Here is a 24,539-nt window from a genome sequence, read left to right as displayed (position 1 = left end):
AATGGAATATTTAATCCACACCCCTGTTGCTTCATTTATTTTTGTATTTACCATCATTACCAGCGTTTACGCTTTTTACAACCATGGAGTGTATGGCAAATTCATGCTGCATCCTTATAGTGTATCACGTAAACATAAGATATACACCCTAATAACCAGCGGGTTGATTCATGCGGACTGGATGCACCTGCTGTTCAATATGATGACCTTCTTTTTCTTTGCCTTCCAATTAGAAGCAATGATAGGCTCTCTGCGGTTCGCTGTAGTTTATTTTCTTGGGTTAATACTGAGTGATATTCCCTCGGTAATACGCCATAAAGATGACATGTGGTACAATAGCCTTGGTGCCTCTGGTGCTATAAGCGCTGTTTTGTTCAGCTATATTCTATGTCAGCCTTTTTCTACCATGATCATATTTCCGCTTCCGATTCCTATCTGGGCAATCATTTTTGGCCCTCTTTACCTGGTATACTGCGCTTACATGTCGAAAAATGCAAGAGACCACATTAATCACGACGCACACCTTTTTGGCGCTTTAACCGGCTTAATCATATCGGTGCTGATTGTTCCCGGAATCATTCCCAATTTCATCAGCCAGCTGATGGCTAAAATCGGTTAATTCGTTTCCGGTAGTGCGGCCGGGTCAAAATAACTCATTGGTTTGGTCGGGTCTTTAATGATCTCAAACAGCGTATGCCCCCAGGGTTTCCAGAAGTCCTGCAATACCTGTGCATAGGTTTTATGCTGCCAGTGATCAAAAAGCGGCTTGTTTAAAGTTCCTTTAAGTGGCATGGCATCAATATAAACCGAGCCCTCAACAGGCATAATGGCATATTCAGGCAAACGGTTAAACAAATAGGCCGAATAAAAGAAACGGGCGCAAAGTTCTTCAAACTGTTCGGCAGACAAGGGCTTTTCTTCGATCTGGTCCAGCAACTCCTGGTGATATTTTTTGTTCGTCCCATTGTCCTGCAAACAGGCAATGATGCCGAAGTCTTTAAGTTTTAAAGAGAAAGTGAGCGTATTGATCTCGTCGCGGAAACTAAAGGGAGTCTCCTTATTTTCCAGCGGAACCACAACGATAGACCAGGGTATAAAATCTTCAAATACCACATCCAGGTAAATGCTCTGGATCATGGTATTCAGGTTACCAAACTTATGCATCAGTCCCTGCGACATATTTAATCCGTCGGCACTCAGTTGCTGCAGCCGAACGGCAGCATTCATTTCAATATAAATCAATCCGTAAATAAACTTACCGATCCATTTAAATAAGTCTGCTTCATCCAGTGCCGATACCCCTTCATAACCCTTTGCAAATGCAGCCGAAACCTTTTCTTCGAGCGGCTGTATAAAGTGTGTCAGGATTTCTGTATTACATGGGACCTTTAAGGCATTATAGGAACGCACACTTTCATCCAGCAATTTAATCTGTTCTTCACCGCTAAAATGGGCTACCCCCAGCAGCCATGCAGGCAGTATATTGATCTGTTCAATTGGCGATTTAAAAGTATCTCCGCTTAAAAAGCAACTTTTATATTTAAAATCGAAGTTCTTAAAGGGTTGGTATATTGTGCTGCTCATACAAGGCACAATATTAGGCATATTATTTTTACATTAGCCCCCGGCAATTTTTTTTAACCTTCAAATTACCAAAGTATCCTGCCCATGAAACTCGCCTACACTGCGTATAACCTTGAATTAAAGCACCCATTTGCAATTGCAAAGTTCTCGCGCACCAGTACCCCAATAATGCTGATCCGCTTAACCTATGAAAATACAGATGGTTATGGTGAAGCCTCAATGGTGCCTTATATGGGCGAAAGTGTAGAAACTGCAGTTAACTTTTTGAAGCGGGTGGACTGGAACAGGTTTATTTACCCCTTCGATTTCGGAGAGATCATGGCATACCTGGATAGTGTAGAAAAGGGGCATCCGGCGATAAAAGCAGCGATTGACATCGCCTTGAACGACATTAACGGAAAACTATTGGATAAGCCCTGCTATGCGATATATGGGGCCGATCCATCAAAAATGCCGGTTACGTCTTACACCATTGGTATTGACACTCCGGAGGTGATCAGGGAAAAAGTGGCCGATGCAAAGGGTTTTAAAGTATTGAAAATAAAGCTGGGAAGAGACAATGACAAGGAGCTGATCAATACCATCAGGAGTGTGAGCAACCTGCCCTTATATGTAGATGCCAACCAGGGTTGGACCAATAAAAAACAGGCCATAGACATGATCTACTGGCTGCACGACAATGGAGTACTTTTGATTGAACAACCTATGGACAAGGCCAACCTGGAAGGCAATGCCTGGCTTACGGCACGCAGCCCTATTCCAATTCTTGCTGATGAGGCCGTACAGCGCTTAACAGACCTGGAAGGTTTAAGGGGTGCTTACCATGGCATCAATATCAAACTGATGAAAAGTGCGGGCATGTACGAAGGCCATCAGATGATCCTGAAAGCAAGATCACTTGGAATGAAGGTACTGATTGGCTGCATGAGTGAAACCTCCTGTGCCACACAAGCTGGTATAGCTTTGGCACCATTGTGCGACTGGGCAGACCTGGATGGCCCCTGGCTGACCAAAAACAACCCGTTTAATGCCCCGGCAATGGCTGATGGAAAATACCAGCTTAACCAGCTGCCGGGACTAGGACTGGAGGGAATAGACCCCGGTCTTTTTACTTCCTTTTAAGGGTATTGCGCATCTCCTTTACCAGCTGTACCTTTAAATAAACAAAAAAGGCTGCAGTAACTACAAATAAGGCTATGGCTAAATATTTGGCGTTGTTATATCCCCATACCATTCCAAAAACAGAAATGATGATGCCTAGGTTATAAAAAACGTTTAATGCAATTTTCTTTCCCATGCTTAGTAAACAGGCATGTTTGGATCAAAAGCCTCCTGCCATGCAAGAATTCCCCCCCGAAGGTTATACAAATTGGTTAAACCCAGTTGTGCTTCCAATTGCATTACAGCCGCAGCACTTCTCTTTCCGCTTCTGCAGTGAATAATAACAGGTTTATCCTGTGCAATCTGATCTGCTTCAATTAAAATACCAGCTAAAGGTATGTTCAGGCCATCCAGATTGGAGGTTTCATATTCAAATGTTTCCCTAACATCGATCAATTGAAAATCCTCTTTATTGTCAATTTTTTCTTTAAGCTCCTGAACTGTTATTTCTTTTATCATGTCATTTGATTTTTCCAAAGATACAGAATGCCGAAATCATTCATTGTAAAAAAACTGTTTTTTAGACACTTAGATGTGATAATCTGATCATTTCAAGCAAATTACTGTAACAACTTCATACCCCGGGCGTTTAAATAGTATTCTTTATTAACTTTGATGCTTAGAGGTCATGAATTCTATATCGCGTTTCTTTTGGTTCTGCTCGGGGGCCCACATTTCCACACTGGAAAAACATCCTACAGAGCATAATAAATATATAGGCATTGGCGCCACTATATTCTTTACCGGCTTGTTTGCGGCCCTCTCTGGGGGATATGCCATGTATTTTGTTTTTAAAGGTGATGGCGGGGCTGTATTTTTTGCTGTATTGTTTGGATTGATCTGGGGACTGGCCATTTTTAATATGGATCGTTACATCGTATCCAGCATCAACAAAAGCGCCAGCACCAATAAGCAGATCCTGCAGGCTACCCCCCGTATATTGCTGGCTATCATAATCGGGATTGTCATATCACGACCTTTAGAGCTCAAAATATTCGACAAGGAGATCAAAGAACGTTTGAAGGTGAGTTACCTGAACAACCAGCGATCGAAAATTGATACCCTGAATGCTGCTTTTGAGAACAAGTATACCATTGAAATGGGCAAGCTGAATGAAAGCCGGGCCCAAAGGGATTCTATGGCCGGCGCCATTAAAACCGACCGGCAAAAACTCAATTTTGAGATCTTTGGCAATAAAACTACCGAAACCTCCGGTATCATGGGCTACGGCCCTTATGCCAAAAGAAAAGAGGCCGAGCTAAAACAAAGGGAACAGGAACTGGATACTTTGGCGGCCGACGTCAGGAACCTGGAGAAATTTGTGGCAGACAGAAAGCAATTTGATGGGTTAATGAGCGAAAAGCTGTATACGGGCAAACAGCTGGACAGCCTGACCAGTATTGCCGGCTTTGCCGACAGGAACTGGGCTTTGGGACAGCTGGGCTTTAACAAGGATGGCACAAGGGATACCAGTACCTACCTGGCGGTAACCTTTATCGGTCTTTTGTTCATATTCTTTGAATGTTTACCGGTATTTGTAAAGCTGATGAGCAGCAGAGGGCCTTACGACCACTCAGTAGAAAATATTGAGCAAACACAAATTTACCAATCGGATAAAGAGCGGGAATATGAAACAGAGGTAGCAGACGGGACCCATGAAACGAAGGTTTCAACAGAAACCGAAAAGCGCAGGGAAATTATAAAAGGGCAGGCCTATCAGGACCTGAAAAACCACAACTGGGAGCACTAAACATAAAAACTAAACTTACTGTTATACATGAAAAAAACCATTTACACTTTACTGGCCTTACTATTTACACAGCTGGCCTGGGCACAGGACATCAACAAGATCATCACAGCAGGGTATGTTGACCAGCTGATTAAGACGCTGAGCAGTGACGACATGCAGGGGCGGGCAACTTTTAGTCCGGGCATTGACAAAGCGGCCTCTTTTATTGAGTCAGAATTTAAAAACATTGGCCTGATGCCCCTGAAGGGCGAAACAGGCTACCGCCAGACCTTCTTTAAGGATTCTACGGATCAGCGCCCTTTGTTTAACGTGGCGGGAATGATCCCGGGCAAATCCAAACCCAATGAAATCGTTGTCTTCTCGGCCCATTACGATCACCTGGGGATCATTAAAGCCAACGGAACCGACAGTATAGCCAATGGTGCAGACGATGATGCTTCTGGTACTACTGCTGTAATTGCTTTGGCCAAATACTATAAGGCTTTGAACAACAATGAACGCACGCTCATCTTTATCGCTTTCACCGCCGAGGAGATCGGTGGTTTTGGCTCCCGTCATTTCTCCAAAAAGCTAAACCCCGATGATGTGGTGGCCATGTTTAACATAGAGATGATCGGCAAAGAAAGCAAGTTTGGAAAAAATGCTGCCTTTATTACCGGCTATGACAAATCTGATTTCGGAAAAATACTGCAGAAAAACCTTGCCGGTACGGAATTTACCTTTCATCCCGATCCTTATATCCGCCAGCAGTTGTTTTACCGGAGCGATAACGCCACATTAGCCGCATTGGGCGTACCTGCCCATACCATCAGTACCGACCAGATCGACAAGGATGAGTTTTACCATACGGTAAAAGATGAGTATGAAACGCTGGACACCAGCAATATCCTGTCGACGATAAAGAGTATTGCCAAAAGTGCCATCAGCATCATTAAGGGAACAGATACACCTACAAGAATCCCGAGATTAATAGAATAAGTTCACATCAGGCCGGCCCTGGCTGGCCTGATTACAATACTTCAGAAATAAACAGGTACTCGGTTGAGAAATTAAATTCAACAAAACCATCATCGATCACAACAAAGTCGCCGTTCTCTTCCTGGCGGAGGTTGCTGGTCTCAAAATAAGAGAGCACATCAATTCTGAATAAACTTCCCTTTGGCTTCCACACTTTAAACCCTTTTTTGATGGCATAGGCTTTTTCGGTGCCAGTGAACACCACAATATTGATGGCCTCAATATAGCTGCCCAGCTCCCTTAAATTACTATGAACATCGATCACATTAACCGCCGGATATTGCTCGGCAATCAGATGATCAAGGACAGCATCCAAAGCTTCCTTGCCCGCGCTGATCACTTTCGTGTTTTCCTGGAATGCGTCTGTTTCTCCTGAACTGACTACAGCATCGACCTTTAAGCCCATGCTAAGCGCCTTTTCATATACCGGCCCATTTACAATCAGGGTAGGGCTCCATTCCAGCAGCTGCCCCAGGTATTCTTCATTAAAGGCCCCCAACTCATGAATATAAAGGGCCGGCTCCTGTTTCTCGCGAATAATGTGATGTGATGACATGCACAAATATATCATTTACAAGATTTAACTTTTGTTTTAAATTTATCTCTGCATCTTTGCACTGACCCATATAAATCGTACGAGCAGGCTGAACATTATTTTAATTGAAGAAATTTATGAAACACGGACTTTTGATTGACATGGATGGTGTCATTTATAGTGGAGAAACATTAATTGAGGGTGCTGACAAGTTTATTGACAGCCTGCTTAAGAACGACATCCCCTTTACCTTTATGACCAACAACAGCCAACGCACCCGGCTTGATGTGGTTCGCAAACTAAAGCTCCTGGGCATTGAAGTAACAGAAAACCATGTTTACACCAGCGCCATGGCCACCGGCAAATTCCTGGGCGATCAGAGTCAAAACGGAACAGCCTATGTATTGGGCGAAGGAGGGCTGATTACCAGCTTACATGAAAATGGAATTAACCTGGTAAACACCGATCCGGAGTTTGTAGTATTGGGCGAAGGCAGAAATTTTACCTTGGAAATGGTACAGCGCGCTGTAGACATGATCCTGGCAGGGGCAAAATTTATTACCACCAACCAGGATCCTTCGCCTAAGAAACCAGGGTGGAATAACCTGGGCATTGCCGCAACTACCGCCATGATTGAAGAGGCAACAGGCCGGAAAGCCTTTGTAATTGGCAAGCCAAGCCCGGTAATGATGCGTTCGGCCAGAAAATATCTAGGCCTGGAAACCGCAGAAACTACAGTAATTGGAGATACCATGGAAACCGATATACAGGGTGGGGTACAAATGGGCTACAAAACGGTACTGGTGCTATCTGGCATAGCCAAAAAAGAACGTTTAAGCCAATACGCCTTTAAACCCGATCTGATCGTAAGTTCAGTTGACCAGCTGGAATTCCCGCTAAAGTGGTGGTAAAACTTTTTATTTCTTAATTATTCTAAATTCTGTTCTTCTGTTGAGCTGGTGCTCTGCTTCGGTGCATTTTATTCCATTTGAGCACCGGTTCAACAGCTGTGTTTCTCCATATCCTTTGGCCGCTATCCTGTTTTTTTCTATTCCTCTTGAAATGATATACCTAACGGCAGACTCTGCCCTTTTTTGGGATAAGCTAAAATTATAAGCATCCTTGCCCCTGCTGTCGGTATGTGAACCCAGTTCAATCCAGATCCCCGAGTTGTCTTTCATGATCTCCACCAACTTTTCCAATTCCACCGCAGCATCAGGCCGTATATTCCATTTGTTAAAATCGTAATAGATGTTTTCCAGTCGGACAGGCTGATTGGTTTCAGCAGGCTGCTGAGGCAATTCTTTACGGGCAGCCAGAGGATCTGTTGGCTCTTTAGCAACGATGGCGGGGCTGTTTATGATTTTGTTTTCTACACTATAAATATCGTCGCTGCCCTTGCCACCAAAACGATTTGAAGAAAGATAGGATATCCCGGTATTTACATCTGTATGGAATGCAAAATCATCCTGGGGGGAATTAACCGGGAATCCTAAATTTTCAATCTGGTCTTCTCCAGAGGCATTTTTAGCGCGTCTAAAAACATCCAGCCCCCCCATACCTGTCCTGCCATCGGTAGCAAAATAAAATAACCCTTCCTTAGTTATAAATGGAGAACGCTCATTCCCTTCAGAATTTACCTCACGAAAATTCACTGCATCTCCCCATTCGCCCGATTGAAGTTTATCTGCATAATAAATGTCCGTTCCACCTAAACCGCCCGGCATATCTGAAACAAAATAGAGCCTGTTGCCATCACCGGAAATAAACGGATCGCCTACAGACCAGGCATTCGCATTATTGTATTTAAAAGGAATTGGTTCTTCCCATTTTTTATCAGACCTTTTGCTGCTGTAGATCTCTACATTAATGGTGGCGGTATTGCGCTTGTCTTTAACCAGTTTTTCAGGTATGCGGGTCATGGTAAAGTACAAGGTGTTTCCGTCGGCGGTAAAACTAGCCGCACCAATATGGTAATTGGTTTGGGCATTAACCGGAAAAGCCCCTATGCTATCGGTACCTTGCTGCACATAAAGTTTAAGGTAAGCGTTCCCCGTCCAGCCATAAATCTTTCTGTCAGGGAATTTAGCCCCATCGAATCTTAAGAATGGTGTTTTGACATAATGATTGCCGTTAGGATTTGCCCTGTCGGATGCAAATACGAGGGCATTCTGATACATCACCGCTCCCCAATCTGATTGAGGCCCATTAACAGAACTCAGATTATTGACCTCAACCTGTGCCGGGCTTTTCATCCAATTGATTGCAGAATCACAGGAAGCCAGCAGCTGTGCTTTTACAGTTGAGGAAAGGGTATCTTCTTTACTGAAATAATTTAGGTACTGTGCTTTGGCCTCGCTGTATTTTGTATTCTGCTGCAATGACTTTGCATAATTTAAAATGTTATCGTTCTTGCTGTCGGGCAGCTTTACGGCAACTGCGTACCAGTGCTCTGCTGCAGGATAATCATTTTTTAACCGATGTGCTTCCGCAAGGCGCTGGGCAGTATATGCGGTTGCTTTTTTCCTGTATGCCTGTGTATATAACGCGATCGCTTTATCATAGTTCAGCAGGTCAAATTGCTGATCAGCTTCCTTTAAAATATATTGTGCCTGTACAATACTCAGATTTAACAGCAATATTAAAACAGTTAATACCAGCGGTTGGGTTCTTCTCATTTCTTTATATTTTTTCGATTGCTCAAATGCATTAAAACTTTTTAACCTCCAAGGTTTTAAAAATACCTGGGGCTTAGCATGCGGACTTTTTTGCGGTTAAAGAAATAACCAATGGACAGCTCATGTGTGCCGTTACTGTATCCCCTCATCGCACCCATTGAAAAGTCGTAGGCATAACCAATTCTTAAATTTGAGGTTGGAAAGATCTGTACCGCCGCAACAGCAGAATTGAGATTGGACAAGCCCTGCTGTATATAGGACTTATCATACAACTTAACCCCCGTGCGGTACGCCCCTCCAATCCAAAGCCTTTCGGCCAGGATAAGGAATGCGCTTACATCTAAACTTGTAGGACCGCCACGGTCATCCTTCAATAGGAAAGATGGCTTTAACAACACATCAGCGGAAAATGGCAGCAGCATTCCTGCTGTTAAATAAAAGTGGGGTTTAGGCTGTGGAATAAAGGCATGTTTTTTTACATCAATGTATTGCGACAGCAGGTTATCGACACTAAACCCGGCATAGAAACGATCATTGGAATAATAAACCCCAGCTCTGGCATCAGGGACAACAGTACTTTGTAAGCCTGCGGACTGAAAAGGCTCGGGATCATTGGGGTTAAGTAAGGATCCATCTATACCCAGTTGTACAAGTCCTCCGCTTACCCCAAAAGCCAGTCTTGATGTTCCATCTGCATTCATTCTCAACCGGTACGCATAACTTGCATAGGCCGAAAGGTTAGTCTGTGCGCCCAATTTGTCGTTCGACACCTGGAAAGCCAGGCCAACATTTCCATCATTGGCGATGGCATCCACGGCCAGAGACATGGTTTTAGGCGCACCATCAATCCCCGTCCACTGGCTCCGGTAAAAAGCATGAACATTGAGCTGCTCACGGTACCCTGCGTAGGCAGGATTGATATATATGCCATTAAACATATACTGGCTGAATTGCGCATCCTGTTGTGCTGAGACAGACTGCACAAGGAAAAATATTAATCCCGTAATTGATAATATCAGTTTCTTCATCTTGTATCCTTTTGATCAGGCTGGGCTATTAAAAGCCCAACCTGTCTGTTTCCTATTTTTTAAATGCTCTGATCAGGGTTACATAACCTTTGAAAACTTCATACTGGTTACTTCCAATACGCTTTGCCCTCAGGACATAATAATATGTTCCTTCATTTAGGCCTTCTCCTGTCCAGGTATTCTGATAACCCTTCTGTCTGAAAACCTCATTGCCCCATCTGTTGAATATGCTCAGCTCATTGTCCTGGTACTGGTTCAGTCCCCTGATTTCGAACGTATCATTTATTCCATCGCCATTCGGCGTAAACAAATTAGGTACACGGATCTCGAAGAAGTTTGAATTGATCGTTACCGTAGCCAAATTCGTGTAATACCCAAAGGCATCTTTTACACGATACTGGAAAGCATCTGCACCGGTGTAACCCGGATTAGGGCTAAAGGTTACCGTTCCATCAGTATTCACTTTTACTGTACCATGCTGAGGCTGGGTTACGATTTCAACGGTCAACTGATCAAAGCTTGAATTCCCCGGATCATCATTGTTGAGCACCGGTATCACAACAGGGCTGTTGGCTTTGGTTTCTAACTTGTCGTCAACAGCAACCGGTGATTTTGGAACCACAGTTACTGTGGTCGTGTTATTCCCTTCCGCCGTTCCGGATACATCCTGCACCGAAGCACCTGAAGGATCTTTAGCCTGAACAGTTGCGGTATTGCTCACCTGGCCCAGGTCTTTATCGGTCTGGCTTAAAGTATAGACCTCTGCTGTTACAACGGAAGCACCAGGCAACAAGCTATTGGCTATCGCTTTGCTGGTTATTCCCAGCTTAACATCGGTTAATTCGATGGTGTTTAAAGTAATGTTTCCTATGTTTTTGATGGTAAAAGTATAGGTGATTTTATTTCCGCTGAAACTGGCTGTTTTAACCAGGGAGATCAAAGGCTTCTGAGGGATAAGCGTTACCGTTGCTGTATTGTTGTTCTCGGCAGTTCCGGATACATCACTTACGCTTTGTCCGCCCGGTGCCTGTGCCACAACTGTTGCACTATTGCTTACACTCCCGGCATTTTTATCGGCCTGTGTTAAAGTATAAACCGCTGTTTCTGTAATCGACATCCCCGGCGCCAACAGTCCTGAAACTGTTCTGGTCAGCCCGATTTTCGGATCACTGATGGTAATGGCCGATAGTGTTACGTTTCCTGTGTTCCTGATGATGAAGCTATAGCTTACACCATTGGCATCCGTACTTACAATACCGGTTTTAACCAGGGTAATGGCCGGACTGGAAGTGAGGCTAACGACTGTTGCATCATTTGCCGCAGGAGTATTCGGATCGTCAGATTTAGGATTGCTGATGGTTATCCCTTTAGGCGTGTTGCCAGCAACCGAGGCCTGGTTACTGTAACTGCCATTGTCGAGCTCAGCCTGGGTTAAGGCATGTTTGGCCCTAACTGTAGCCATAGCACCTGGCGCTAAGCTGGCAATGATTGCAGGGCTTACTGAACCGGCATCTGCACCCGGGTCGCTTACCACAATATTGCTTAAAGTTACGTTACCCGTGTTGGTCACCGCTAGGGTGTAATTGATCACATCACCGGCCTTTGCACCCGTATTATCTGCCACTTTGGTTAAGCGCATAGCTCCGTTTGGAACAATGGCACTCACTGTGGCATCCTCAACTGCCGGGGTATTCGGATCATCGGATTTCGGACCTGAGATCACCGCACCTGCAGGATCTTTTGCAGTGACAGAGGCCTGGTTGCTATAGCTGCCGTTGTCTACCTCAGCCTGTGTTAAGGTATGTTTTGCGGTTACCGTCGCCGTGGCATTTGGCAGCAGCAATGCAATATTTGCCGGGCTTACCGATCCGGCATCTGCACCGGCATCGGTCACAGCAATATGGCTTAAAGATACATTGCCTGTATTTGTGACTATTATAGTATAATTGATCACATCGCCTGCTTTTGTACCCGTATTATTGGCGACTTTGGTCAGGCGCATCGCTCCGTTTGGCGCAATGGTACTCACTGTAGCATCGTTAACTGCAGGTGTACTCGGATCATCGGACTTAGGTGTTGAAATGCTCGTGTTTTTAGGATCCTTTGCTATAACCGAAGCCTGGTTGCTGTAACTGCCATGATCTACTTCGGCCTGGGTTAAGGTGTGTTTTGCGGTAACTGTAACCGTTGCATCCGGGGCTAAGCTGGTGATGCCCGCCGGCCTTACTGAGCCTGCATCCGCACCAGCATCAGTCACAGCAATATTGCTTAAAGTTACGTTACCCGTGTTTTTTACCACAATGGTGTAATTGATCACATCGCCGGCTTTGCTTCCGGTATTATCGGCAACCTTGGTTAAACGCATTGATCCGTTAGGTACAACTGTAATTACCGTCGCATCGTCCAATTCCGGTGTATTCGGATCATCGGATTTAAGCTTACTGATTACAGTTCCATTTGGCGTATTGCCAGAAACCGATGCCTGGTTGCTAAATGTACCTGCATCTACCTCTGCCTGTGTTAAAGTATGTTTTACTGTAACCGCAGCAGTTGCATTTGGCGCCAGACTTGCGATGCTTGCAGGGCTTACCGATCCGGCATCTGCACCAGGATCGCTCACTACAATATTGTTTAAAGTTACGTTGCCGGTATTTTTAACCGTTATCGTGTAGCTGATCACATCACCAGCCTGGGTCCCTGTATTGTCAGCAGCTTTGGTCAAAATCATACTTCCGTTTTCTGCAATGCCCACTACCGTTGCATCGTCTGCCTGCGGTGTATTCGGATCGTCCGATTTAGGTGTTACAACAAGTGTTCCCTTGGTATCCCGCGCAGTAACAGCTGCCTGGTTACTGTAACTTCCATTGTCTACATCATTTTGGGTTAAGGTATGGCGGGCGGTTAAGGTTGCCGTTGCATTTGGTGCCAAAACAGCTATGGCTGCAGGTAGAACAGATCCCGCGTCGGCTCCTGTGTCAGTTACCACGACATCGCTTAAAGTGACATTTCCTGTATTTTTTACGACTATGGTATAATTGATCACATCACCAGCCTTGTTCCCGGTATTGTTTGCAACTTTGGTCAGACTCATGCTTCCGCCAGGTACAATCGTACTTACCGTCGGATCATCATTTGTTTCCGCTGTTCCGGATTTATCGGAAACATTAGTCCCTATAGCCGGACTGGCGGTAACTTCTGCAGTGTTAACATAGGTCCCTGCATCTACATCGGCCTGTGTAAGCACATGGCTTGCCGTAACAACGGCACTTGCGCCAGGTGCCAGCTGAATGATCGGGCTACCGGAAACAACGGCATTCGCATCGGTTACCAGCAAATTGCTTAAGGTAACATTACCTGTGTTCTTAACCGTCAGATCATAGTTTATGATCTGTCCGGCCTGGTTTGGAACAGTTCCGCTTACCTTTTTAACAAGTGTTAGCCCCGGGGCTGGTGTAATTTGTACCACCGTAGGCAAATCATCTCCCGCTGTGTTTCCGGAAATATCACTGATTTCAGTAGCGTCCGGGGCTTTTGCCGAAACTGAAGCACTATTGCTGAACCTGCCCTGGTCTACATCGGCCTGGCTAAGCGTGTGTTTAGCGGCCACCTTAACGGTAGCCCCTGCTGCCAGCGATGCAATACCTGCAGGTGTAATGCTACCTGCATCTGCGCCTGCGTCTTCAATAACCAGGTTTGTTAAAACAGAGGTGCCGGTATTGCTGATGCTCAGTTCGTAGTTGATGATGTCACCAGCTTTGCTTACCGCATTTAAAGCCGTTTTAACCAGCGTTAAAGCCGAGCGGTAAACTGTGGTTGACACCGAGGATGTTGAGCCTGAAGCCCCGCTCTCTGAAGGCTGCGCAGTGATTGAATTCTGGATTGTACCATCAAAAGCAGCCGGAATTTCTCCACTCACATAAATGTTAACCGCATTTGCAGCCCCTGCCGGAAGGTCTGCTGTGATGTTGATGTCACCAGAGCCGCTGGTTGCCGAACTTGTTGCTGCTCCAAGGTTTTCTACAGTCCAGCTTACATTGGTAAGTACTGCTGGTGCAGCATCGTTTATGGCCAGGTTAAGCGCGTCAGCTGTCCCTTCATTTACTACCTTAATCAGGTAGCTGATCCTGTTGCCAGACTTCAATATGGCCGGACCTCCTTTTGTAACCTTAATTACAGGCTGCCTGTTCACCACCGTTGTAACGGGTGTAGAAATTACGGCTGTTCCGGTTTCAGCAGGGGTAACGCTTGCGGTATTGCTGATGGTTCCATTAAATGAAGATAAAACCGTTCCGGTAATATTTATCACAATACGATCGGCCGCTGCTGATGGCAGATCGGCATTTACTAAAATGTTATTGCCTGTGCCCTGATCTGCAGATAAAATTGCAGTTGCACCTTCTGCAGTGGCCGTCCAGTTTACGTTGCTGATCTCTGGCGGAACAACATCTGCAATCAGCGCATTCAATGCCGTACTCGGGCCATTGTTTTTAACTACAACCTGATAGTTAATCGTTTCGCCTGCAGATACATTTGCCGGACCGCTTTTCGAGATCGCAAAATCTACTGCCGGTGTAACCGATGTGGAAGCTGTGCTTTGAACTTTCGGAATACCTGGTTCTGATGGCATAGCAGTGGCTGTATTGACCAACGTATTTTTGAACAATGGGTTAATTGTACCGCTGATCAGGACATCTATACTTCCGTTTGCAGGAATGTTGGCGGTTAAGGATACGTTATTCCCTGAACCTGTGTCACCGGAGAGGACCGTTGCCCCATTCAAAGTACTACTGGTCCAGCTCACATTTTCAACATTCCCAGGAACGGCGTCCGTTAAAATCGTTCCCGTTGCATCAGAAGGCCCTGAATTGCTCAGCTTAAGAGCATAGGTAATGCTCCTGCCACCAGAAGAAAGCGTTGGGGCAGATTTTGTGAGCAGCAGCCCAGGTGTCTGTTTTACTGCGGTAACAGCCGGGGTGGAAACAACAGGAGGGTTTCCTGGTTCCGAAGGGGTAACTGTTGCTGTGTTTGAAACGTTTCCGCTTACATTGGCAGCTAATGTACCATTAATGGTAACATAGATCTTTCCGCCCTTCGGAATATTTCCGGTCAGGGACAGCGTATTTCCGCTTCCTGTGCCATTTGCTGTAACCATAGCACCCCCCGAAGCACTGGAAGACCAGGCTGGGTTAAGGATGGCCGCCGGAATGTTATCCGTTAATACTGCTCCGAAAGCGTTGCTCGGGCCGTTGTTACCCAGTTCAATGGTATAAACAATCGGTTGTCCGGCACTCAAAGCATTTGCGGCAGACTTAACAATGGTCAGGTTTGTTAATTTATCGACAACAGTATTGATTTCTGGTGAGGATACTGCAGGGTTGCTGCCTATTTTAGCTGTTGCGGTGTTTTTTATGGTTCCTGCAAAATCAGGGTTAATGGTACCTGTCAAATCTACCACCACACGTGCGCCAGCAGGGATACCGGCATTTACAGCCACATTTCCTGTTCCGCTGTTTGCCCCGGTAATGCTTGCGGCTGTACCATCAACTGAAGCCTGCCATTGTATGGCAGTAAGTTCAGCCGGTAAAAGGTCTGCAATATTTACCGTAGCGGCATCGCTTGGACCGGTGTTGTCTACTTTAATTTTGTAGGTGATCTGGTTTCCTGCAGCAGCTGTAGCAGGCCCTGTTTTTTGTACCACCAGGGTTGGGTTACTAATGACAGCCGTGCTTACCTGCGAGGTATTGTTGGCCATATTGTAATCTGTAACACCTGCAGGCAGCGTTATCGTTGCGGTGTTGGACAAAGGGCCTAAAACAGCATTCGAAGGAATTTTTCCATTAATGGTAACCGTGATGTAGTTATCCTGGCCACCGGAAATATCTGCGGTTAACTGTACATTGTTACCTGTACCGTTTGGTACCGAGCTGATCCGTGCCGAGCCTGTTGCGGTTGCCGTCCAGCTTACATCTGTAAGCAAGGCATTCACATTGTCTGTAATCACCAGACCGGCAACATCAACCGAGCCATTGTTGTACACATTTATCGTGTAGGTCATGCGCTCGCCGGCAGAGGCAGTCTGAGGACCAGCTTTGATCACCGCAATATCGGTTGAGCGGTTAACACTTGTGGAGACCGAACTGCCTTTAACTACGCCTGAAGTTGCTTCCGCTTTATTTGTGAAGGTAGAACCGGCACTTTGTTTGATCAGTCCGTTAATGGTAATCAATACACTGTTATTACCTGTAGGAATATCTGCAACAGTATACACATTGTTCGTTGTACCCGATGATGCCGAACCGGCTTTAATCAAAGCGGTACCATTGACAGTTGCCGTCCAGTTAAGTACTTCAACATCGTCTGGCACATTATCTACAATAAAGGCTTCGGTAATATCGCCCGAACCGGTATTTTTAACCAGGATTGTATAGGTGATCTGATCGCCTACATTTGCGTTTGCAGGTCCGGATTTGGCTACCGTAAAATTCGGGTCGTTATCTATAATGGTACTAAATGTTGAGGTATTGTTTGCGGGTTCCGGATCTGTAATGCCGGCAGCAACCGCGGCAGTTGCCGTATTTGAGATCAAAGCAGCGTCAGTTAGCGAAGGGCTTACCAAAGCCTTGATCTTTATTTCTATAACGCCTGAAATCGGGGCAATATCTGCTGTCAGGTTAATGTTCCCTGTTCCCGAAGCTGCACTTACACTGGACCCCGGAGTAGCGGTGGCGGTCCAGGTTGCAGATCCCGGGGCAATACCCGCCGGCAGGTTATCAATAATCGTTGTACCTGTGGCCGTACTTGGGCCCTGGTTTGTAATTTTTAAGGTATAGGCTATTTCCTCACCGGCCTTCGCATTTGCCGGCCCGGATTTCACCATCCTTACATTGGCTTTTCGTGCAATTGCCGTAGTTACCACAGCACTGGCCGGACTTGGGTCTGTAACCCCTGATGGCGGTACCGCAGTAGCGGTATTGATCACATCGGCGCCCTGATAAGCCGGATCTACCGTACCAACCAAAGTAACAATAACCTTATCTGTTCCTCCCGCCTTCAAAGCTGCGTTAAGGTTCAGGTTTCCGGTTCCGCTGCTTAGGTTAGTCGTGGCAGCACCTTGAGTCACAACAGTCCAGCTGGCATTGATGATGGACGCAGGAAGCATGTCGCTGATCGTTGCGTCAGTAACATCTCCCGGCCCCTGGTTTTCTACAGAAATGGTATAAGTGACCTGTTCACCGGCAAAAAGGGTTGCCGGACCGGTTTTTGAAATTCTCAGGTCTGCCTGTTTGCTTACTGAAGTAACCGCAACATTGGAATTAACCGCAGGGTTTCCGGCCTCAGCAGGGGTAACCGAAGCAGTATTGCTGATCGATATACCGGTAAATGCCGGGTTGAGTTTCCCCGTTATCTGGATCAGAACAGTGTTGGCATCCCCGGCAGGAAGATCGGCTTTAACATTCACTGCATTTCCTGTTCCCGAAGCACCAAAAGTGATGTTTGCAGTTCCGTTTGCAACAGCCGTCCAGCTTACATTCTGAATGTCGGCCGGAACAGCATCGGCGATGCTTGCATTTAAAGCATTGCTTGGCCCCGTATTTTTTACCAGTAATGTATAGTTTATCAGCTCGCCTGCCTTAGCAGACACAGGAGCTGATTTTAGGATGGAAATGTTGCTCCTGTTAGCAATAACCGTATTGACCGCATTGGAACTGATCGTAAGGCCCGTCTCTTCCGGAGTTGCTGTCGCTGTATTTGAAATGGTTGTATTTAACTGGTTTGCCGGTATGGTTCCGCTAATGATTACCCTGATCTTGTTGGCATCACCTACATTCAGGTTTCCGTTTAAGGCCAGGTTTCCAGTACCTGAAGCTGCGGCAACAGTTGAGTTTCCGCTGGCCAGGGCAGTCCAGGTAACATTGGTTAGAACTGCAGGCAGCACATCCGCTATCGCCAGGTTATCGGCATTAGACGGGCCGGCATTAACCGCATCTATAATATAGGTAATCGTTTCCCCTGCTTTGGCTGTAGCCGGGCCGGTTTTAATCAAGCTAACTGAAGGTGTTTTGCTGACCTGGGTAGTTATGGTATTTGATGTTTTAGCTTCAGCACCAATTTCCGCAGGGGTAACTGTTGCCGTGTTTAAGAGGCTGGCATTTGCAGATGGGCTTACTTTTCCATTTATGGTAACCAAAATTTCATTTCCCGTTCCCGATGGGATATTGCCCAGCAGGCTGATGTTGTTTCCGTTACCATTTGCCGGGCCATTAATGCTCGCTGCGCCGCTTGCCGTTGCAGACCAGGTGACGTTCTGGATAGCAGCAGGAACATTATCTGTAATGGCGGCCAAATCGGCATCTGCAGTAGCATTGTTTTTAATTTTTAAAGTATAGCTGATGTTTTGACCTGCACTGATGTTTTCCGGCCCTGTCTTCTCTATGGAAAGTACCGGCATTTTCTGTACAACTGTATTAACCGTAGAGGTTTTTGCTGCAGTACCGGTTTCCGCAGGTGTTGCCGTTGCCGTATTGCTCAATATGCCATTGTAGGCCGGGCTAACCTTTCCACTGATATGCAGTGTGATTTTGTTTGCTGCACCAGCGGGGATATTTCCTGTGAAAACAATGCTATTCCCAGTTCCCGAGGCAGTTCCGTTTATCGTAGCAGCGCCTGCTGCAGTGGCCGTCCAGCTTATTGCGCTGATTTCTGACGGAACAAGGTCTTTGATCTCCAGGTTTTGCGCATCAGCAGTGCTGGTATTGATAACATCGATACTATAGTTGATGCTGGCTCCCGAAATAACCGAAGAAGGGGCATTTTTGGTAATTGATACCGCGGGCAGCCTGTTGATCGTGGTGGTAACCGAGGATTGTGGAGAAGCACTGTTTTGCTCGCTTGCCGTTACGCTTGCGGTATTGGTTACGCTTCCATTATAGCCTGCACTTGCTTTGCCGGTAATGGTAATTACTACTTTATTGCCTGCTCCGGCCGGAATATTGGCCACAGTCTGAAGGTTGTTCCCATTCCCGGTCCCACCGCTAACTATGATTACGCCACCCGTTGTAGCGGTGGTCCAGGAAGGGTTTTGTATTTCTGCAGGAATTAAATCGGTAATTGCTGCATTCAGGGCATCGCTTGGCCCGATATTTCCAACTTCTATGGTATAGGTGATATTGGTACCGGAGATCACCGAGGATGGCCCGTTCTTGGCTATGGTTAATCCGGATTTTGTATTTACTGAAGTCTTCACTTCATTTGAAGTTACCGGTACAACACCAGCTTCGGCCGGGCTAACGGTTGCCGAATTGGTGATATTGCCCAGCAGTCCTGAGCTTACTTTTCCGGTTACATTGATCTGTATGGTACTGTTCGCATTAAAATTTCCGGTCATGCTCAGGGCATTTCCCGTTCCGCTTGCCCCGGTGGTAATGCTGGCGGTACCATCTATAACGCTGCTTGTCCAGGCTACATTGGTAATACCAGAAGGAATGTTATCGGTAATTACCGTGTTCAAACTATTGGAAGGACCGGTGTTTCTTACCGTAATGGTATAGGCAATGGCATTACCGGCAATTACCGTAGTAGGGCCATTTTTTACAATTGTAAACACCGGCCTGCTGTTAACACCGGTTACTGCCTGCGCCTGTATGGGTGTGCTGCCCGCTTCCTGTGGCGTGGCAACAACAGTATTTGTAATGGAACCTGCATAATCGGGCTTTACTGTTCCTGTTACATTCAAAATGACTTTATGCTGTACACCAGCCGGTACATTCGCAATCAGGTTGATGTTGTTTCCTGAGCCGGCAGCCCCGCTGATTATGGCTGCTCCACCCTGAACCTGGCTTGTCCAGCTCACGTTGGTCAATGCCGCCGGAACGAGATCTGCGATCTGAACTCCTGTTGCATTACTTGGCCCGTTATTTCCAACTTCAATCCGGTAAGCAATCGCGTCTCCGGCTGCGGCCGAAGATGCGCCTGCTTTTGACACCACAATTCCGGATGAACTGGTTACGTTGGCATTTACCGAGGAGTTGCTCCCCGAGCCCTGAGGCTCTGCAGGCAGCACCGAAGCGGTGTTGATGATATTGCCCGCAGCCCCCGGGTTTAATGTTCCGCTGATGTTGACGCTGATATAGTTATTTACATTTCCTGCCGGAATGTTGGCCCTCAGTGCTACAGCATTGCCATTCCCGGTGCCTCCGGAAACCAATGTGGCAGCCCCATTAGGTGTAGCGGCCCAGGTTACATTTTCTACCGATGCAGGAACAGCATCATTGATCTGTGCATTGATGGCATCACTGCTTCCGGTATTTACAATTTTGAGGGTGTAATTTACCGTGGAGCCCGCTGTTAAGCCTGAAGCCCCCGATTTGGTAATGGCCAGAACAGGCTTGGCCACAATAGTGGTATTGTCTGTCGATTCATTATTGGTTCCGGTCGGATCGGTTATTCCGGCAGGTACGGTTAAAACGGCTTTGTTTGTCAGCGTGCCGGTGGCGCTCGCAGCCACTTTCCCGGTAATGGTTAAACTGGCATTTTGCCCGCTGGCCAGGGTTAAACCGGTCCAATCTCCTGTGGCCGCATTATAAGTACCTGCCGACGCATTATAGCTGGCCCCGGTAAAGCCCGGGGGCAGGACATCGGTAACCTTTAAAACATCGGCAGCACTCATTGCACTTATACCTTTGTTGCTCAATGTTATGGTGTAGGTTAAGTTTTCACCAGCTATTGCCGGTTTTGGCGTTGCGGTTTTGCTGATTTCAAAATCAATAGAGCGGCTAACTGCAGTCAGTTCGGTAGCGGTGTTGTTTGCCGTATTGTTATCAGTAGTGCCAGCTGGGGCAGTAATACTCACGGTATTGCTCAGCGTTGCTACAGCATTTGCTGCCACAGTACCTGTAATGGTTAAAGTTGCAGTTTGTCCCTGGGTTAAGGTTAACCCGGTCCAGTTTCCGGTGTTCTTGTCAAAAACCCCGGCCGATGGGGTAAAGGTTGAGGCGGTGTAATTTGCGGGAAAGTTTTCATTCAGTTTTACAACATCTGATACCAGTAAAGCCGAAGGGCCATTGTTGCTTAAAGTAAGGATATAGGTTAAGTTGTTACCTGCAATTACAGGTTTTGGCGACGATGTTTTGCTAATGCCCAGATCAAGCTGCCGGCCAATTACCGTATTGTCGGTTTTACTGTTGTTGCTGATGTTCGGATCTGAAATTGTGGCCGGAACAGCAACCGAAACGGTATTGGTCAATGTTCCGCTAGCTGCTACCGCAACTGTTCCTGCAATGCTTAAAGTTGCCTGCTGGCCTGCGGCCAGGTTCAGTCCGTTCCAGTTTCCATTAGCCGGGTTAAACGTTCCCGCCGAAGGGGTAAAAGCATTGGCCGTATACCCTGCCGGAAGGTTTTCTGTAACCACAAAAACATCAGAAGTTTTAAGCGTACTAGGCCCGTTGTTTTTTAAAGTAATGGTATAGGTAAGGGACTGACCTGCAACTGCAGGTTTTGGTGTGGCGGTTTTATTGATTTCAATATCTGCCGAAGGAACAGGGACAACTGTATTTAAAGTTGTGGTATTGTTGCTCCCGTCCGGATCTGTTTCTCCCCCGGAGATACTGGCAATATTGCTATAATCTGAGGCTAGGGCATTGGCATTCACACGTGCAATGACGGTAAGGCTTTGGGCCGCGCCATTTTCGAGATTACCCAGCAGCCATACCCCGTCCGCAGGAGTATAATTTGCTGAAGAGCTGCTTACAAAAGTATAGCCTGCTTTTAAAATATCTGTAACCTTAACCCCGCTCGCATCACTTGGCCCGTTGTTTTTAGCTGTTATGGTAAAAGTCACGTTATCTCCAACTTTTGGTGTTGCCTTGTCAACCGTTTTGCTCACCTGTAAATCGGCCCTTTTGGTATAGGTAATTTTCACATCATCGGCAGAAATAGCGCAAGGGCCATTACTGATGCTCCACCTTAAAGTTGCGCTGGTGTTTTCTGCAATGGTCACAGTAGTATTGCGGTTAGCTGGATCATCAATAGTTGCTATTCCGCTTGCTACGGTCCACAAACCCGTTCCTACAGCCGGTGCATTGCCCTGTAAAGTAAACACGCCGGAATTAAACTGTTCTGCATCCTGACCTGCGTTTGCAGTGGTAGGGACCTGGTTAACCGTAACGGTAACTACATTGGATGGCACTGAAGAACAGGCAACGCTATTGAGTGTAGAGATTGTCGTCCTTCTGAACTGGGTTGTTGCGGTTAAGGCCGCAGTTGGGGTATAGCCCGCCGATGTTGCATTGTTAATGGTTGTCCATAAGGTCCCGTTTGTAGAACTTTCCCATTTGTAACTGAGTGTAGCACCGGCTGATCCACTTCCATTGGTAACTGAAGTAAAGGCCGCCGGGACTGTTCCCGTACAGATACTTTGATTGGCACCAATGGTTCCGGCACCAGTTATGTTCTGAACCGTAATGGTAACAGGATTGGTAGCGGCCTCACAAGACACACCATTTAGTGTTGTACTGTAAACCCTCCTGAACTGTGTGGTGGTTGTAAGCGCTGCCGGCGCATAGGTGGTGGTGGTTGCACCGGGTATGGCCGTCCAGGAAGTTCCGCCATCGGCAGACTGTTCCCATCTGTAAGCTGCCGTCGCCCCGGAGGTACCGCCGCTACCTCCCGTTGAAGAGGTCAGGGCCACAGGCGCCGAACCATTGCAAATGGTTTGATTGCCTGCAATGCCACCGGCATTAACTGCGGCCTGTACAGTAACTACAATTTCGGCGTAATCACTTTCGCAGCTTCCATTGGTTTGGGTAACAAAATAACTGGTATTTCCTGCGGTTGTGGTACTAGGTACCGGTGCATTTAAAGATGATACCCCGCCCTTGGTCCTGTACCACAATAAAGTATTGCCATTTGTTGGCGTGGCAGAGAGTGCTGCTGCCGTAGAATTCAGACAATAGGTAACCGTTGCAACCGCTGCTGGTTTGGCCGAAACTGTTGCAATGGTATTGCTTGCGGTATTGTTGCCCTGGTTGGCCGCAACTTCTATATTTGCATTAGCGTTATTTAAATAATTTACCTGTATATCGTCAGGGTAGGAACTTACACCTGATGGAACTTTAATACGGTAGCTTATTGGCGAAGCGCTTGCCCCTGAGGCCAGATTACCCCCTGTATACGTATAAGTGTAAACATAATTCGACCCGGAGGTAGTCCTTGCGCTTAAAGTCCAGTTGGGGTTGGAAAGCGCAGTAAAAGTATAGCTGGTTGGGTAGGTTTTGGTTACCACGATCTTATTTCCAGAGGTGGCCACCGCACCTACATTGGAAACGACGACATTAAAATCATTTCCGTTTGCCGCATTAAGACATGGGACGCCCACAGTTTTCGCAATCGTAAGGTCCACGTTTTCAGCAAGCACCGGAGTATTTACTTCGGCAACGTTGTTGTCCGGGTCCAGGTCTGTAATGTCTGTCGGATTGATTGTCGCCGTATTTCGAAGCGTGTTCCCTGCGGGTACCGCACTTAAAGTTCCGGTAACCGTAATTTTTCCTGTTGCTCCCGCGGCCATGTTCAGGCTGCCCAGAAGCTCATTCGTTGTACCTGTTTTGTTTACCGTAGTACCTGCCAGGAAACCGGTATGACTTACACTGCTAATGTTAAACGCACTTAATGGAATCAGAACACCATTGGCATCTGTTAACCTGTCTTTAAATTCTATATTATTAAGTGCAACGCTATTATCGTTTACAACTTCAACGGTATAAGTGACCTGGTTGGCATTTCCGCTGGAAATTGTCCGCAGTACATCCTTATCTGCTCTTTTGCCAACCCTCACGTTTCCCGGAGTAGTTACAGTGAGGTTGCGGATCTCGTGGTTGTTTTGTGAACCACCCGTAGCAGAAGTGAAACCGACTTTCAAAGTAGAAGGAGGCGTATAGCTGACTCCCTGCTGATCGACCAGCGTGTAGCTGAATGCTTGTGTTAAGGCTCCGGTAGGCGTGGTAGCCCATCTTACGATGATATCATATTTACCGGTAGCGTTCGGTTTTATTTCTACCTGCACCCTACGGTAAAACGAAGCATCAGCAGGTCTGGTTGCCGTGTTTGTAGTATACTGTATCTGTGTACCGCCCGGTGGGTTCGAAGTAGCCAATATTCTGTAATTGTCCGATTCCCTGCCCCTTACTGTAATACTATTAGGTCTTTGCTGAGCGGTAAGCCCTGGCGCAGTGCCCCCGGGCGTCCCGGCGGCGGCAGAGAAATTTCCGAACTCATCCAGGGCAATACCAAGGTAAGCCCCCTTCAAACCGGCTTGGCTTGGGGTAACATCCGTTCTCGGTGTATAACCCAACGCTGCACCTGTACCTCCCAATACAAATTGACCGGACGTAACGGAACCGTCAAACAAGAAAACCACGATGCCATCTGCACCGCTGTTATTGTCATCATGCCAGGTTTTGTACTCAAAATCAAGCAACACCCCCAAAGTCGATGGAAATGCCTTATCTATATAAGCATATCCCCTTTTATTACCAATATTCGGGGTAAGTCTCAACCATCCCTGATTTACATTGTCAACACTACCCGAGGTTAAAATGGCATCGCCCCCCATAACAATGCCAGGGGCATAACTTTTCTTAAAATTCTCGGTTAAGGTAAATTGCGCGAAGGCTGCAGCGCAGGTAAAAAACTGCGCAATAAAAAAAAGAAGAAGACGTTTGTTCATGAAAACAGTTACAATGTTTGGCTTATACGTGGAAAGGGATTGAGGTTTCCACGTTGCAAAAATTCAT

12 protein-coding genes are annotated in these 24,539 nt (G+C 46.5%); 5 read left to right on the top strand and 7 right to left on the bottom strand.

Going from position 1 to position 24,539, the window contains the following annotated elements:
- Nucleotide 1 precedes the first annotated feature (1 nt).
- Nucleotides 2–619: a rhomboid family intramembrane serine protease gene (locus B9A91_RS11130; protein WP_084238453.1), complete on the top strand. Its 618-nt coding sequence runs from the start codon at nt 2–4 to the stop codon at nt 617–619.
- Here the strand turns inward: B9A91_RS11130 and B9A91_RS11125 are convergent.
- Entirely contained in the window at nt 616–1,584 is a 969-nt protein-coding gene (locus tag B9A91_RS11125) for a hypothetical protein (protein ID WP_084238451.1), read from the bottom strand. The two genes, B9A91_RS11130 and B9A91_RS11125, sit on opposite strands and share 4 nt — an antisense overlap.
- Before the next feature lie 84 nt (nt 1,585–1,668).
- Here B9A91_RS11125 and B9A91_RS11120 point away from each other — a divergent pair, with 84 nt between their 5' ends.
- Nucleotides 1,669–2,706 (top strand): dipeptide epimerase, encoded by a 1,038-nt coding sequence (locus B9A91_RS11120; protein ID WP_084238449.1) that lies wholly within the window; start codon nt 1,669–1,671, stop codon nt 2,704–2,706.
- On the opposite strand, the gene B9A91_RS11115 is transcribed toward B9A91_RS11120, so the two are convergent.
- Entirely contained in the window at nt 2,693–2,881 is a 189-nt protein-coding gene (locus B9A91_RS11115; protein WP_084238446.1) for a DUF6358 family protein, read from the bottom strand. The genes B9A91_RS11120 and B9A91_RS11115 overlap by 14 nt on opposite strands.
- A gap of 2 nt (nt 2,882–2,883) precedes the next feature.
- Nucleotides 2,884–3,201 carry a rhodanese-like domain-containing protein gene (locus B9A91_RS11110; protein ID WP_084239680.1) on the bottom strand — a complete coding sequence of 106 codons (318 nt, stop codon included), beginning with the start codon at nt 3,199–3,201 and terminating at the stop codon, nt 2,884–2,886.
- 172 nt (nt 3,202–3,373) lie between these two features.
- Between B9A91_RS11110 and B9A91_RS11105 the strand changes: the two genes are divergently transcribed.
- Both B9A91_RS11105 and B9A91_RS11100 read left to right on the top strand, forming a co-directional pair.
- Nucleotides 3,374–4,495: a DUF4407 domain-containing protein gene (locus tag B9A91_RS11105; RefSeq protein ID WP_084238443.1), complete on the top strand. Its 1,122-nt coding sequence runs from the start codon at nt 3,374–3,376 to the stop codon at nt 4,493–4,495.
- Nucleotides 4,496–4,522: 27 nt separating this feature from the next.
- Complete coding sequence (locus B9A91_RS11100) at nt 4,523–5,473, top strand: M20/M25/M40 family metallo-hydrolase (RefSeq protein ID WP_084238440.1); 951 nt, start codon at nt 4,523–4,525, stop codon at nt 5,471–5,473.
- 31 nt (nt 5,474–5,504) lie between these two features.
- On the opposite strand, the gene B9A91_RS11095 is transcribed toward B9A91_RS11100, so the two are convergent.
- Nucleotides 5,505–6,068, bottom strand: a complete 564-nt coding sequence (locus B9A91_RS11095; RefSeq protein WP_084238438.1) for a thiamine pyrophosphokinase — start codon at nt 6,066–6,068, stop codon at nt 5,505–5,507.
- A gap of 116 nt (nt 6,069–6,184) precedes the next feature.
- On the opposite strand from B9A91_RS11095, the gene B9A91_RS11090 reads away from it, so the two are divergent.
- On the top strand, nt 6,185–6,958 hold the full coding sequence (locus B9A91_RS11090) for an HAD-IIA family hydrolase (protein WP_084238436.1): 774 nt from the start codon (nt 6,185–6,187) through the stop codon (nt 6,956–6,958).
- A 6-nt stretch (nt 6,959–6,964) separates the two neighbouring features.
- Here the strand turns inward: B9A91_RS11090 and B9A91_RS11085 are convergent, their stop codons facing one another.
- From B9A91_RS11085 to B9A91_RS23960, 3 genes are read right to left on the bottom strand one after another with little or no spacing between them, the layout of a single operon-like run.
- Nucleotides 6,965–8,725, bottom strand: coding sequence for an OmpA family protein (locus B9A91_RS11085; RefSeq protein ID WP_084238433.1), 1,761 nt, complete (start codon nt 8,723–8,725; stop codon nt 6,965–6,967).
- A gap of 56 nt (nt 8,726–8,781) precedes the next feature.
- A complete protein-coding gene (locus B9A91_RS11080; RefSeq protein WP_084238431.1) occupies nt 8,782–9,753 on the bottom strand; it encodes a PorP/SprF family type IX secretion system membrane protein in 972 nt (323 codons plus the stop codon).
- Between the two features lie 52 nt (nt 9,754–9,805).
- Nucleotides 9,806–24,472, bottom strand: coding sequence for a DUF7507 domain-containing protein (locus B9A91_RS23960; RefSeq protein WP_144008899.1), 14,667 nt, complete (start codon nt 24,470–24,472; stop codon nt 9,806–9,808).
- Between the last annotated feature and the right edge of the window lie 67 nt (nt 24,473–24,539).

This window comes from Pedobacter africanus, assembly GCF_900176535.1.
Classification (GTDB): Bacteria; Bacteroidota; Bacteroidia; order Sphingobacteriales; family Sphingobacteriaceae; genus Pedobacter; species Pedobacter africanus.
This window is presented reverse-complemented; position numbering and strand designations above follow the sequence as displayed.